Source organism: Sphingomonas sp. MM-1, assembly GCF_000347675.2.
Lineage (GTDB): Bacteria > Pseudomonadota > Alphaproteobacteria > Sphingomonadales > Sphingomonadaceae > Sphingomonas_E > Sphingomonas_E fennica.
Window position 1 is genome coordinate 2,891,588 of sequence record NC_020561.1, and the last position, 13,067, is coordinate 2,904,654.

Annotated in this window: 10 protein-coding genes and 1 tRNA gene; 2 read left to right on the forward strand and 9 right to left on the reverse strand. The window is 64.9% G+C overall.

Features of this window, described 5'->3' with window-relative positions:
- Positions 1-46: 46 nt before the first annotated feature.
- The 6 genes from G432_RS13780 to G432_RS13805 all read right to left on the reverse strand — a co-directional run bounded on the left by G432_RS13780 (position 47) and on the right by G432_RS13805 (position 8,736).
- Positions 47-886: a DUF932 domain-containing protein gene (locus G432_RS13780; RefSeq protein WP_015459430.1), complete on the reverse strand. Its 840-nt coding sequence runs from the start codon at positions 884-886 to the stop codon at positions 47-49.
- 284 nt (positions 887-1,170) lie between these two features.
- Entirely contained in the window at positions 1,171-1,470 is a 300-nt protein-coding gene (locus G432_RS13785; protein WP_015459431.1) for a DUF736 domain-containing protein, read from the reverse strand.
- Positions 1,471-2,136: 666 nt separating this feature from the next.
- The gene (locus tag G432_RS13790; RefSeq protein ID WP_015459432.1) at positions 2,137-4,191 is read right to left on the reverse strand and encodes a ParB/RepB/Spo0J family partition protein; all 2,055 of its coding nucleotides are present in this window, start codon (positions 4,189-4,191) and stop codon (positions 2,137-2,139) included.
- A 479-nt stretch (positions 4,192-4,670) separates the two neighbouring features.
- On the reverse strand, positions 4,671-4,985 hold the full coding sequence (locus G432_RS13795) for a hypothetical protein (RefSeq protein WP_041864926.1): 315 nt from the start codon (positions 4,983-4,985) through the stop codon (positions 4,671-4,673).
- A 51-nt stretch (positions 4,986-5,036) separates the two neighbouring features.
- Positions 5,037-7,538 carry a S8 family peptidase gene (locus G432_RS13800; protein WP_015459434.1) on the reverse strand — a complete coding sequence of 834 codons (2,502 nt, stop codon included), beginning with the start codon at positions 7,536-7,538 and terminating at the stop codon, positions 5,037-5,039.
- Positions 7,531-8,736 carry an AAA family ATPase gene (locus G432_RS13805; RefSeq protein WP_015459435.1) on the reverse strand — a complete coding sequence of 402 codons (1,206 nt, stop codon included), beginning with the start codon at positions 8,734-8,736 and terminating at the stop codon, positions 7,531-7,533. The genes G432_RS13800 and G432_RS13805 overlap by 8 nt, the downstream gene beginning before the upstream one ends.
- Before the next feature lie 645 nt (positions 8,737-9,381).
- On the opposite strand from G432_RS13805, the gene G432_RS24450 reads away from it, so the two are divergent.
- Positions 9,382-11,082 carry a recombinase family protein gene (locus G432_RS24450; RefSeq protein WP_015459437.1) on the forward strand — a complete coding sequence of 567 codons (1,701 nt, stop codon included), beginning with the start codon at positions 9,382-9,384 and terminating at the stop codon, positions 11,080-11,082.
- Here the strand turns inward: G432_RS24450 and G432_RS13820 are convergent.
- Positions 11,038-11,114: transfer RNA gene (locus tag G432_RS13820), tRNA-Arg, on the reverse strand. The genes G432_RS24450 and G432_RS13820 overlap by 45 nt on opposite strands.
- Before the next feature lie 81 nt (positions 11,115-11,195).
- On the opposite strand from G432_RS13820, the gene G432_RS13825 reads away from it, so the two are divergent.
- On the forward strand, positions 11,196-11,708 hold the full coding sequence (locus G432_RS13825) for a hypothetical protein (RefSeq protein WP_015459438.1): 513 nt from the start codon (positions 11,196-11,198) through the stop codon (positions 11,706-11,708).
- Between the two features lie 48 nt (positions 11,709-11,756).
- On the opposite strand, the gene G432_RS13830 is transcribed toward G432_RS13825, so the two are convergent.
- Together G432_RS13830 and G432_RS13835 are read right to left on the reverse strand one after the other, a co-directional pair.
- A complete protein-coding gene (locus tag G432_RS13830; protein ID WP_041865421.1) occupies positions 11,757-12,293 on the reverse strand; it encodes a gamma carbonic anhydrase family protein in 537 nt (178 codons plus the stop codon).
- Positions 12,290-12,847, reverse strand: coding sequence for a GNAT family N-acetyltransferase (locus G432_RS13835; protein WP_015459440.1), 558 nt, complete (start codon positions 12,845-12,847; stop codon positions 12,290-12,292). The genes G432_RS13830 and G432_RS13835 overlap by 4 nt, the downstream gene beginning before the upstream one ends.
- Between the last annotated feature and the right edge of the window lie 220 nt (positions 12,848-13,067).

Consider the following 13,067-nt stretch of genomic DNA (forward strand, 5'->3'; position numbering starts at 1 on the left):
TGGCCGAGCCGCAGGGCCGAAGGTCCGGCCCTGCGGTGGCGAGCGGTCATGCCTTGAGGCGTTGCATTCCCTCGGCCAGCGTCCAGAGCGCCCGGTTCAACGTGACGTTCTGGTCAATGCCGTTGATGGCGCGGGTCTGCGCCCGGCGTATGCGGCCTTCCGCGTTGCGCTTGCGGCCCTGCAAACCGCCCCGCACGACATTCTCCTGAATGACGTTGAAGGTGGTCCACAGGCTATCGCCCATGTCCTCGCGGCGGCGCGGCTCGATGATCTGTTCAGGCCGTAGCGGGCTTTCGTCCTCGCCATAGCGGGCGACCAAACTGACCTCGCCAAGCAACCGCCGCTCGTCGTTGGAAAGTCGCACCTCTTTCATGGCCTCGCTCGCGTCAATCAGGCGGGGGAAGTCCTCGGCGACGGTGTAAACGCCTTCGATAATGTCGTGCTCGATGTTGCCCTTGTGGGGAACGCGGACCTCCTCGAATCGCTCGCCCGCGATCATGGAATTGGTGCAAACGAAGCGGAGCATCCCGGCGAACATCTGATAGGCGCTGGTCCCGTCATGGCTGTTCACGATGATGACTTCTGCGGCCTCGGGTTTGCCGATTCCCTCGTCACGACGAAGGCGCAGCATGTGTTTCGCGTGGCCGTGGCGTGAACCGTCGCGCGGAACCGACTGGACGGCGAAGAACGGGAACCATCCTTCCCGGCGCAATCCCTCCACGATGTCGATGGTCGGGACATAGACATACCGCTCCGAACGGCTGTCGTGCGCCTCGCGGGCGAAGATGGAAGGGACGTGGCGATATAGCGCCTCGTTGTCCAGCGGCTCCCGACCGCTGATCTGATGGGCGTTCCGGCCGAACCGGGTGGCAAGTTGATGATACATGGCTGAACTCCTTGGGCTTGGGTTTCCGCGCAGCGGAGCGCCGCGCTGAAACCCTGCCCGTCGGCGAGACCGGGGGTGCAACCGGAGTGGGCGGCTTCGCGGGGAACCGGCTGCACGGAACGCGAAGCGTGGAGGAAGCTGGGCGGAAGCCGCTCCGAAGGGCGCTCGGGGCAGCGCCCCAAGCACCTCACAACATGCCGGGCCACTGGCCCGTCCATATTATGAACTGGCGAACCAACACACGAAGGCGCCCCGCTCCGAGGGAGCGGGGCGCCGTGTCGAGGTCAGCGCGACCAGATAAGAGCGTATTCGCCGGGGGTCTCGGTTTCGACCAGTGTGGCGTAGATCGGAGCCGCGAAGGTCGGATCGTCCAGCTTGACCGAGATGTAGTCGCGGTTCTCGCGGCTGGTCTTCTTCCATCCCGCGCCGCATTCGACCGTGCCGACCACGACGCGGAAATCGGGGGCCTTGTCGCTCTCCTTGTCGATCGGACGGAGGGTGGCCTTTGCGTTGAGGGTGAGCGTCTTGATGGTTCCGCTGAAGGAGCCGTTGCTCGCCTGGGTGAAGGTGCCGATGGTAGCCATGTCGAAGTTCCTTTTGCTTCGGGCCACGACCGCCGCGGCCTCGATGGGGATCGGTGAAACGGGGATGATCGGACGCGCACCGCTTGCGGCCGAAGCACAGCGGAGGATGGCGACGCGCGGCTTTTTTGTTTCGCGATGCAAAGCCGAAGGCGGCGGAAAAAAGCCGCGCGGCGCCGTTGCGCCAGGCCGATCAAGGCGAAGCCGGCCCCGGTTAGATCAAGCCAATCGAGAGGCCGCGCGGTTGTCGCCGAGCCGGAAATTCTACGCTGTGGCTATGACGGGCATCGTCAGTCGGAGGGCATTCGCTTCTTTGCTGGACCGCGCCGGGCTCACCTCGCAAGCAATCCTTCGCAAAGACGACAGGAGAGCGAACGCCGCTGACGCTCCCTATGTGTTCGCCGATACCGCGCGAGGCTGGCATAGACCGTCGCTCATCGCCCGCATCATAGTCGCCGAGCGGTCCCGCCGCGTGGGTCTGCAACATTACTCGATGAACCCACCTCCAGAAATGCAACGGTCGATCCGCCATCAGCACGCCGCCCCGCGCCCTCGGAGCGGGGCGCCTGTGCAATGGGAAAGCGGCCGCGCCCCAACGGGCGCGGCCGCGATTTTTCGCCGGTTACAAAAGGAAACCGGGACCGCTCGCGTGGTCCCGGTCCCGTGCCGCTATTCGGCGGCGACAGCAAAGGATGCTTCGCTGTCCTCCACATCGGGCGGCTGCTCCACGCTATCCGCGTCCTCCGGCTCCGCAGGCGCGGGGTCCGCTCCCTCCGGTTCGGGCGTCCTCAACACGGCGGGAAGCCAGCCGGTCCCGGAAAGAAGCTGCTCGGCGGCTTGCGCCATGTCCGGCTTCTTCATGTCCGCGATGCGGCGGGCGGCGTCCTCCGACACGCCTTCGGTCACAGCGTCCACGATATGCGCCTTGGTGACACGGCCAAGGTAGCTGTCCACGGTCGGCGTCCAGTCCTTCGCCACGTCCAGCGCCAGCGCGCCCGCCAGCCTGTCCGCCGTTTGCAGCGACCGGGGCTTGCGGTCCCACGGCAACCGCAGAGCGTTGACGGTGCGAGCCGCGCAATGCGCCAGCAACGCAATCCGCTTCGCCTCGTCCAGCCCGACGATAAAGCCCCACAGGTCCGCCACGTCGCGCGGCATCCGCTCGGCCCATGCCTCGTGCTGCTCGCTCGCCCGTGCTGCCAACGGCGTGTCCTCGATCCCGTCCGCATGGCTCCCCAAGGGGGTCACGGTCGGACGAACCTCAAGGCAACCGGCCTCCGCATAGCTGTAGAACAGTTGCGCGGTGAGCGTGTGGGTCAGCGCGATCAGGGCCATATCGGGCTGCTCGGCCAGCGCCACGCGAAGCGCCAGAGTCCGATAGGCGGACAGGTCGCGGGTGAGGCTGTCGGAAATGGGCTTGCCCGGTTCCTCGTCCTCGTCGGCATCCTGCGCGTCCGCGTCGCCGTCCTCCGGCTGCTCGTCGTCGCCCATCTGCGGCTCGGTCGCATCGCCTTCTTCCGGCTCCGGCTGGGGGTCCGCCAACGCCTCGTCCTCGGCCCGCACGAAACCGCGCTCGACCCTGACCGTGCCGTCATGGTTAAGCACGACGAACGCACCGCCATTGGCGATCACATTGGGATCGTAGGCGGAGCGCTTGGCCGACAGGGCGTCCATTTCGGCATCCAGCGCACGGGCTTTCGCCGCCAAGTCCTCGGGCATTTCATCCAGCGAGTCATAGCCGTCGACGATCTGGTCATATTCGGCCCATGCCTCATCGACCCGCGCCTCTTCCTCGTCGGACAGGGCGACGGTCTGCGGATAAAAGCGCCGCATCCCGTGGGCGTGGGGATAGTCGATATGCGCCTCGGCCCATTTCCAGCCCTCGGCCTGAACGCGCTCGGCAACTTCGCGCAACTTCTCGATGGCGAGCGTATCGAGCAAACCCGCATCCTCGAAGAACCCGCCACGATCCTCGCTGAACAGGTCGCGAATGATGTTGCCGCCCGCTTCCGCGTAGGCTTCGGCTCCGACGAATACCGCGCGCCGGTCCTCTGCCGAGACATTGCTTGCGGTCATGTCGCGCCGGATGATCCACGGTTCGCGGTTGTGATGCAGGTTGGCGAAAACTTGCTCCTGCCGGTCATGGTCCTCGGTGATGGCGAAGGCCATAAGCTGGTCCAGCGTAAGGCCGTCCTCCCGATAGACCTGCAACAGCTTGGGCGAGACAGCGCCAAGGCGAAGCCGCTGCTTCACCACGCGAGCCGACACGCCGAACCGCGCGCCGATCTCTTCCGCGCCATAGCCCTTGCTCTCGGACAGTTCACGGAACCGCTCGAACTGGTCGGCGGGATGCATCGGGGTCCGGGTCACGTTCTCGTCCAGACTGATTTCGGACGGATCGTTGGCGGTATCGAGCCAGCAGCGCACGACTTCCGACTTCTTGATCTGCTTGCGCTTGGCGCGCAGCAGCATCGCCAGCCTGCGGCCTTCACCAGCGGTAACGAGATAGTTGCCGGTCGGCGTCCCGTCCTCCTTGGTTTCCGGCTCCACGACAAGGTTCTGGATCAGCCCCTTGTGCTGGATCGAAGCGGCCAGCGCCTCGATAGCGGCTTCCCCGTGCGGCACCTTGCGCGCGTTCTTGGGGGATTTCTTGAGCCTGGCGAGCGGCACGAAAAGCTCGACGCCCGACACAGGCTCGGCGGCTACGGTTTCAGTAACAGCGTTCATCACACTTCTCCTTCAAACCGCACTCACCCCGGAATGGGGTGGGCGGCGAAGGAGCGGACCGGCAGGCCCGCCGGCGGAGCCGGGCAGCATCCGAAAGGACCGGAACGCAGAGGAGGTAAGCGCGCCCCGCGCGCGTTGCGGCCCGGCGCGGCGGGCCTAAAGGGAAGCGTCGCCCACCCCACCGACGGGGAGAGCTACCGCAGCGCGATCGGGCCGGCGCAGCCCTGGCCCGATCTCCGCAGCTTGAAAGAATTGCAATCCGCAGGGCGGATTGACCGACCGGCGCGCCAGCGCCGTCCCGCCATGCTGATCGTCACCCGGCAGGGTCGAAACCCGTCAGGGGTTCGGTCGGAGCGCAGCGGAGATAGAGCGGCGGTCCCGCAAGGAGGCGCCAAATTCCCGGCGGCAGCAGGTCCAGAAATCGAGACCCAGTTCAGAAACGCAATGGTCTGAAAGCCGAAGAAGAGGACGGAACCGCCCTACGCCGCGATCGCCCGAAGTGCCTTATCCATCGAAAAGTTTCTCGTCGTGCCGTCTTCGAACGTCACGCCGAAACATCGCGTGGTGTAGCCGGGGCCGCGATCATGCACGGGATAGAACGAAGCTGGCGCTGACGGCAACGGCCAGTCGGTCTGGGCGCAATAGGCGATATAGGTGGCCTGAATATCTGCGAACTCGTTGCCGGAGAAAGCCTGCTTCAGCTCTTGGCCGTTGAGGATTTTCGCGAAATGCTCCTTTGCGGCGGTGACGGTCGGGAACGTCCTTCCGGTGCTGAGCGTCACTGATTTTGCCATCACAATCTCCTGTAGTGCCTCTGCAAGCGAGCCTGACCCTTCTACTGGCGACTACACGCGCGGCGTAATGCGTGCTGCGGTTCGGATGTCGGCGATCTGGGTGCCGAGGGCCTGAAGGTTTTGACGCATATCGTTGAACACCGGCTGTTCGGCGTCGGGATCACTGATGGTCACGATCACCGTAAACGGCACGCCTTCTTCGGGCATGATCTCGCCCGCCCGCGTCAGATATTCGACGAAGAGACGCCAGTTCGAGGATGGACCCGCTCCCTGCGGGAAGGTTTTCGCCAAGACCTTCACCGGGCTCCATTTGAGATCGTGCTCGATGCGCTCCGCCTCGATCGGAGGAGCCTCCCGCCGTGACGGGAGATAGAGCGGCTCAAGCCGCCCCTTCCACCCGCCATTGGCCTGTTCCTGCTGCAAGACAGCGTTAATGTTGACGCGCACGAACTCCGATCCGAACCGGGCATCGAGCGGGGGCGTGGAGACGAGCGTAATCTTCGCGCGGCCACGGCACTTGCCTCCGGGACCGACCAGCGACGCCGGCCACTGGAAACGGAAGTTGATTTGCTGGTCGCGTTGGATGCGCGACGCGAAGACGAGAGTGATTGTGTGGTCACCCGTTTCTAGGATGCGGTCGGCCGAAGGCGGCATTCCGAACCCCGCCATATGCTTGGCGATCGGCGCGAGTGCCTTGACCTGCAAAGGAGTCGGCATTTCGGCATGATGAACGAGCAGGCCGATCAGGGTTTCACGCGAGACCTCACCCTCAATGGCGTGATCCAGGACAGCGGCCGTCTTCGCTGCAAGGGGCGCGGCATAGCTAGTCCCGCAGCCATCGACGATGGTCCCATCCGGCAAGATCGAGAAAAGCCCGTGGCCGAGTTCAGGGTGCTGGGAACCCGCGCCACCGATGTGCGCCAAGTCGGGCTTGACGCCAGCGCGAAGTCCCGGGCCACGTCGGCTGTAGCGCGTCGGTGCGAATGGAAGGCACCCGTCATGGCCGGGCGGGTTTAGAGCCGCCACAGCGACATTGCGCGCGCTCTCGGCCGGCGTAAGCAGGCCATCGTTGCGGGCGGTGGCGAGGTTGGCGAGCGCGGCCGTGGCATCGGCAGGCCATTCGGGGCGAAGGTCTTGCTGCTGTATGTTGCCCGCCGAAATGAAAACGATCGCGTTGTTGCTCTCAGCGATCTGATCGAGCCGCGCTGCGTGGGGACTGTAACGATCTGGCGCCGCCGGCTGAAGAATATTCAGGCTCATGTTGAACACGCGCACCCCATGTCGAGCGCGGGCGTCCGAAATGGCTGTCTCCATTTCATCGAAGAATTGCGGCAAGCCATCAGGATAATAGGAGGCGAAGGCTCCGGCTTTGCGTTCGTTCGGGAAGACTGCGACGTCGACCAGCTCCGCGCCGTCGGGCTCAGGGCAAATTTCCGCGCCGTTAAGCGCACCTCCCACCGCAGCCAATCCGCCGATGAACGTCCCATGCGCAAGGTCGGTATCTTCTTCCGCAAGAACGTCCCACCGATCGATGACCCAGTCTGACAGCGCTTCGCCGATTCCGCCGTCGATGATCCCGAGCCGAGGATGACTGCGGCGGCTGTCGCGGGCGGGAATGGTGACATCGGCAGGCCGCGCGCGCACGATAGGCGTGCTGACGGCCCGCACGACAATGCCTGGCAGTTCGATCCGGCGCACAAGCGGATGGCTGTCAAGGAAGGCGAGCAGCCGGGCGTGGCGACTCATGTCTGGATTGAATGCGGCAAGCTCTCGCCGCCGCTCGCTGACCGGGACATCATTCAGCCGTAGAACCGGCTGATCTCCAGACTGATCCAGTCGGACAGAGAGGATCGGCTGTTTGTGGCGACGGTTCGGCAAGCGTTCGACGGCGAGGCCGCGATCCAGCGCGGCGAAGCCGGCAACAAAGCTCTCGACAAGGCGCCGATGGCTCGGGTCGAGGCGGTCCCACTCAGAGCGCGGCGGCGGGCTGTCGAACAGTTCGACCTGATAGCTGCTGCCGGTCATCGGATTGGAGAGCCACGCCACAGCCTCATCGACCGAGAAGTTGCGCCGATCGCTCGGCCCATAGAGTTCGATCCGGTCGATGGCGCCGGTCTCGCTCTTTCGGGCAGACGGATAAGGTTCGTCCTTCTGCTTCTGCTCGTTGAAGCGCATTTCTGTGTGGGTTTCGGCCTTTGCGATCTCCGCGGCCACCTGGCGGAGCGTGCCGGGTCGGGCTTCGACGAGCATAACCCCGAGATCTCCGCCGCCAACGACAGGAGTGCGATCGTGCCGAAACAGGCTGGCGATCGGGCGATGGCTCTTGGCCCAAGCCTCGCGACGAAGGATGACCTTCACGAAGCCGACATCGCCTTGTGCTTGGGCGCTGAGAACGCCAGCAATCGTGTCGATCTGGCTCAACAGCGCGGCGCGATGGGCGGTGAACTCGGCATCGCGGTGAGCGAAAAAGTCCTTCCGGCCGCCTCCGCCACCAGCGTCGCGCGCCTCCTCATAGTTTTCAGGATTGAGGACGATCTGAATGGGACTAGCCATTTAGCGTCTCCCCATCACCAGACTTGGCCGCTCGGCCGAGTTGACGGCTGACCGTCGATTTATCTTTGCCGGCAATCTCGCCGATGTCGGCCATCGAGAAGCCGAGGATCGGATCATCTCGCATGGCCCGAAATAGATTGCTGGAATCGTCGAACAGCAGCGCGCGGCGTTCACTTTGCACCCGAGCCGCGTTCAGCGTAGCGAATTGGCGGAGCGTATCGAGTAGCCCGCGCTTGTCCTCCTCGCGAACGGTGGTGGCCTTCTTATAGGTGCGCACGAGAGACTCGATCTCAGCGCCGGTCGAGCCCTCGGTGAACCATGCGATTAGGCGCAAATGGATGTCCGGGGCTTTTACCGGCGGCATGAAATGCGCGGCGATCGCCTTTCGCATCTCGAAGTCGGGCTTGGGAATCTCAAGCTGAACCTCGAAACGCCGCCAGACGGCCGTGTCCAAGAGTTTCGGGTGATTGGTGATGCCGATCGTGAAGCCGACATCGCGGCGCGTATCGAGATTCTGCAGAAGCGCGTTCACGACGCGCTTGATCTCGCCAACTTCCTGCGGATCGTCCCGAACTTTCGCGATCGCATCGAACTCGTCGAGCAGAAGGATGCAGCGGTGGCGGTTCGCGAAGGCGAACAGGTTCCCGATATTGCGGGCGGTCGTGCCGAGGAACGACGATACGAGCCCGTCCAGCTTCACCAGCACGACGGGAAGATCGAGCTGTTGCGCGATCCAAAGCGCAAGCCTGGTCTTTCCCGTCCCCGGAGCACCGTAAATAAGACAGGTCTTGGAAGGCCGAATGTCGATTTCCGACAGTGCGTCGAAGTTGGCCCATTCTTCGATAATGGTCTCGATGGCGTGACTGACGGTCGTGTTGAAGAGCGGCGCGGTCGGTTGAATGTCCGCCGGAAAGAGAATCTCCGCCAACGGCGCGGCTGTCTCTCGGTCGACCGGAACAGGCGTGTTCCGTGTCAGCGTCTCACCAGAGAGCTGCGCTTTGGAGCGCTCGATCCGGCTCGGCGAAAGCTCCTTCGTCCGCTCGGCGGTCGTGAGGATGCTGGTCAGAGCGGCGGACTGCTTGGATTCCCCATCCTTAGCCAGCGCGTCACGAAGTCGCTCGACCTGCTTGCGCAGAGCGGGTGAAGCGTCGGCCATTGCCGCGCGACAAAGGGCTTGGATGATCGAGAAATGGTCCATAAGCGATTCCCAGTGGCGCGTTGCATGATCACGCCAGTATGATGCATGTATATGGCTTTGCGTTGCATATCAATAGGTGTATGGTGCGAATTTGAGGCGTAGTGGTGCATGGCGCCAACCGGCCGTTGCAAGAAGGATGAGATATGGTGCAGGCAGAACACCGGGGGATCGTGCGACCGATCGATGCTTGGTCGACAAACAAATCGTTGCGATCGTGTGGAGCGCGGCGGGCGACTCGCCATGCCCGCGATTTCGTCGATTGGCGGACCACGGTGGTCGATCCGTGGGGCGAAGCATGACGCCCGCCGCCCCACGTCTCTATCTGCGCTACGCCGCGATGAAGCATTTGTGCGAGGTGTGGACACGCGGCAGCGTGCCGAGATGGCCCTTCCTCGCAAAGTCCGTCGCCGCACGCCTCGTCGCTGGGCCGAATGCCCGGATGACCTGCATGACTACATCAACCGCGTCGCGCCGCGCCGGGCTTCGCGCCGGCCGCGCGAGGATGACGGGCCGATTGTCGTCACCGACGACTGGCCGGAGCAGGTTCCGATCGGCGACGCCGAGCTGCGCGCGATCGAAGGCCATATGCGACACGAGCTGGACAAGCTGTTCGAACCGTTGCCGTGAAGTGAGGAGTGAAGCGTCATGACCAGCGCCGCCCTGCGACGAGATGAGGATGAGGCGCCGGTCGTGGCGACCGCCCGCGCCGCGCTCTACCTGCGGGTTTCCACCGGCCGCCAGGCCGAGAGCGACCTGTCGATTCCCGACCAGCGCCGCCAAATCGAAGGCTATTGCCTGTCGCGCGGCTGGGAGGTCGCGGCTGAGTTCGTCGAGCCGGGCAACACCGCCACCGACGATCGCCGGCCGGCGTTTCAGGCGATGATCGACGCGGCGATGGTCAAGCCGCCGGCATTCAACGTCATCCTCGTCCACAGCTTCTCGCGGTTCTTTCGCGACCAGTTCCAGTTTGAGTTCTACGTTCGCAAGCTGGCGAAGAACGGCGTTCGGCTGATCTCCATCACGCAGGATTTGGGCGACGATCCGATGAGCGTGATGATGCGTCAGATCATGACGCTGTTCGATGAGTATCAGTCGAAGGAGAACGGCAAGCACACGTTGCGTGCGATGAAGGAGAATGCCCGGCAAGGCTTCTGGAACGGCGCGCGGGCGCCGATCGGCTATCGCGTGGTTGCGGCAGGCGAGCGTGGCGCGAAGATCAAGAAGAAGCTGGAGATCGACCCGATCCAGGCCGAGACAGTGCGGCGCATCTACCGCATGGCGCTCAACGGCGTTGATAACAAAGGGCCGATGGGCCTCAAGTCGATCGCCACCTGGCTCAACGAGAACAACATCCGCACTCGCGATGGCGGGCGCTGGGGCTTGGGCGCGGTGCATCAGGTTCTCACCCGCACGACCTATATCGGCCAGCATCGTTTCAACACCCGCGATCACAAGACGAAGACGCCGAAGCCGGAGAGCGAGCACGCCGTCATGGAAGTGCCGGCGATCGTGTCGGAAGCCGAGTTCGAGGCCGTGCAACGCTCGCTCAAGGCGCGCAGCCCCAAGATGATGGCGCCAATGGCGGTGGGCGGACCCACGCTGCTCACCGGCATCTGCTTCTGCGCGTGCTGCGGCGGCGCGATGACGCTGCGCACCGGCACCAGCAGCGTCGGCCGAGAGTATCGCTATTACACCTGCTCGACGAAGGCGCGGCAGGGTGCGACCGGCTGTCCGGGCATCACCGTGCCGATGGACCGGCTCAATGAGGCCGTGGTCGATCATCTCGAAGCGCGGCTGCTCGACCCGGCGCGGCTCGAAGTTCTGATGGATCAGATCCTCGAACGCCGCGACGAATGGGTGAACCAGCGCCGCGAGCATGTCGCCGATCTTGAGCGGCGTGCGACCGAGGCCGAAGCGAAGCTCAAGCGACTCTATGATGCGATCGAGAACGGCGTCATCGACGTGAACGATTCTTCGCTTAAGGATCGCATCGCCGAGCTGACCGCGACGCGCGATCAGGCCAAGGGCGATGCCGAACGCGCGCTGGCGCATATCGTGAAGATCGGTCCGGCGATCACGCCGGAGAGCCTGCGCGCCTTTGCGACCGCGCTGCGCAAGAAGCTGCGGAACGGCGATGGAACGTTCGCCCGAGATCAGGTTCGTGCGGTCGCGCAGCGGGTCGAAGTGGTGAGCCGGAAGGAGGTCCGCATCCGTGGTCTGCGGAGCGAACTGCTCCGAACGCTAACCGCCGCCTCTGGCGTAGAGGCGGCGGTGCTAGGCGTTCGTGCCTTTGAACCGAAATGGCGCGCCCGGAACGATTCGAACGTCCGACCCTCAGATTCGTAGTCTGATGCTCTATCCAGCTGAGCTACGGGCGCGTTGGAGTGGCGCTATTAGTCGGGGGCGAAGCGGAGCGCAAGCCCGTTGCCGCGAATAATTTGCGGGCCTAAAGCCATGGCATGATTTTCCTCCCGAAGATGGCGCCCGCAGCGGCGATTCTGGCCGTGGCGATGCTGGCGGGATGCGCCGGATCGGACATCTCCTTCCCCTCGCTCGCGCCCCGCGCGGTGGAAAAATTGCCGATCGAGGACCCGGTGAGCGATTCGACCGGGCCGGTCGCGGTGCCGGCGGACGCGGCGACGGCGGCCGCGATCCGGGCGCAGCTTGCCGCGGCGGAGACGGCGCGCGGGCGATTCGACGGCGAACTGGCCGATGCGCGGCGCGCGGTGGCCGCCGCGGCGGGGCAGCCGGCGGAAAGCGAGGCGTGGATCGCGGCGCAGCAGGCGATCAGCCGGCTGGATCAGGAGCGGGGGCCGGTGACGTCGGCGCTGGCCAGCCTGGACGAGATGGTGGTCGCGACCGGCGGCGCCCCCTCGCCCGAGCTGGCCGACGCCTGGAGCCGGGTTTCGGCGATCGACGAGGCGCAGCGCCGGGCCTTCGGCGAGGTGGCGGGCAAGCTGCCCAACCCCTGACCGGGGTTCGATCCCCGGCGGAGCCCCATCGAAGCCGGCCAGATATCCTTAGCCCGCGAGGGCCGCGGCGTGGCGGCGGGCCAGCTCGACATAGCCGGCCACGCCCTTGCGATGCGCGGCGAGATCCTCCTCCGTCAGATCGCGGACATATTTGGCCGGGCGGCCCGCCCACATCTGGCCGGAGAGGATGCGCTTGCCCGGCGTGAGCAGCGCGCCCGCCGCGAGCATGGCATCGCTTTCGATCACACACCCATCCATCACGATCGCCCCCAGGCCGACGAAGGCGCGATCGTGCAGGTGGCAGCCATGGACGATGGCGAGATGGCCGATCAGGCAATCCGCGCCGATCACCGTATCATATTGCTTCGTCGTGACGTGGACGACGGTGCCGTCCTGGATATTGGTGCGCGCGCCCACCGATATCGGCGCGACATCGCCGCGCAGCACGCAATTATACCAGACGCTCGCCCCTTCGCCGAGCACGACATCGCCGATCAGCCGCGATCCCGGCGCCACGAAGCCCGCGCGCGACACGTCCGGCGTGGCGCCGTCGAAGGGCAGGAGGGTGACGCCTGCTATCGTCATGCCGTTTTCCATGCGCCGACCTCCCAGTCCTTCGCCTCGATCAGGTGGAGGATGGTGGGATTGTCCTCCGGCCCGAAACGGGGATCGTTGAAATCCAGATCGGGCCGGCGCGTCATCCCCAGCCGCCGCATCAGGCCCCAGGAAGCGACGTTGCGCTGGCTGGTGATGGCGATCACCAGCGGCGCGCCGACCGTGCCGAAGGCGAAGTCCAGCGAAGCGGAGGCGGCTTCCCGCGCATAGCCCTGGCCCCAGCAATCCTTGTCCAGCCGCCAGCCTATCTCCACCTCGCCGGGCAGCGTCGCGCCTTCCGCGTCGAACAGCTTGAGCCCGCACAGGCCGATCGGCCGGCCGTCCGCCTTGCGGAACAGGCCGAAGAAGCTGAAGCCGCGTTCGGCTTGGAGGCGGATCATCTTGTCGATGCGCTCGTCGCTGGCCTCGCGCGTCTGCGGGCCGCCGAGCAAGGCCATCACCTCCGGATCGGCGCATTGCGCGGCCGCCCAGGGCTTGTCGGCCTCCGTCATCGGCCGGAGAATCAATCGGTTCGTCTCGATCATCTGTCTCTCCCCGCGCCTGTCCTAGGCAGGGCGGGGCGGCATCGCAAATATCGGGAGCGCCGCGGCGGCGAGAGTCGGAAACTTTTACACCGCAGCGCAGCAACCCCTGCGGCAAATCCGCAAAATCCGCGGAATTGCGCCAGCGCGGCCGTCTGGCACGGCCCGTGCATGTGATGGCGGCGAGGGTATACCACTTTCGGGATACCTCTTTCAGCTTCAA

What these genes read in the sequence shown, in the direction of transcription:
- G432_RS13795 (WP_041864926.1), bottom strand. Translation starts at nt 4,985, where the DNA reads ATGGCAAAATCAGTGACGCTCAGCACCGGAAGGACGTTCCCGACCGTC.
- G432_RS13830 (WP_041865421.1), bottom strand. Translation starts at nt 12,293, where the DNA reads ATGACGATAGCAGGCGTCACCCTCCTGCCCTTCGACGGCGCCACGCCG.
- G432_RS13800 (WP_015459434.1), bottom strand. Translation starts at nt 7,538, where the DNA reads ATGGCTAGTCCCATTCAGATCGTCCTCAATCCTGAAAACTATGAGGAG.
- G432_RS13790 (WP_015459432.1), bottom strand. Translation starts at nt 4,191, where the DNA reads ATGAACGCTGTTACTGAAACCGTAGCCGCCGAGCCTGTGTCGGGCGTC.
- G432_RS13785 (WP_015459431.1), bottom strand. Translation starts at nt 1,470, where the DNA reads ATGGCTACCATCGGCACCTTCACCCAGGCGAGCAACGGCTCCTTCAGC.
- G432_RS24450 (WP_015459437.1), top strand. Translation starts at nt 9,382, where the DNA reads ATGACCAGCGCCGCCCTGCGACGAGATGAGGATGAGGCGCCGGTCGTG.
- G432_RS13835 (WP_015459440.1), bottom strand. Translation starts at nt 12,847, where the DNA reads ATGATCGAGACGAACCGATTGATTCTCCGGCCGATGACGGAGGCCGAC.
- G432_RS13780 (WP_015459430.1), bottom strand. Translation starts at nt 886, where the DNA reads ATGTATCATCAACTTGCCACCCGGTTCGGCCGGAACGCCCATCAGATC.
- G432_RS13805 (WP_015459435.1), bottom strand. Translation starts at nt 8,736, where the DNA reads ATGGACCATTTCTCGATCATCCAAGCCCTTTGTCGCGCGGCAATGGCC.
- G432_RS13825 (WP_015459438.1), top strand. Translation starts at nt 11,196, where the DNA reads ATGATTTTCCTCCCGAAGATGGCGCCCGCAGCGGCGATTCTGGCCGTG.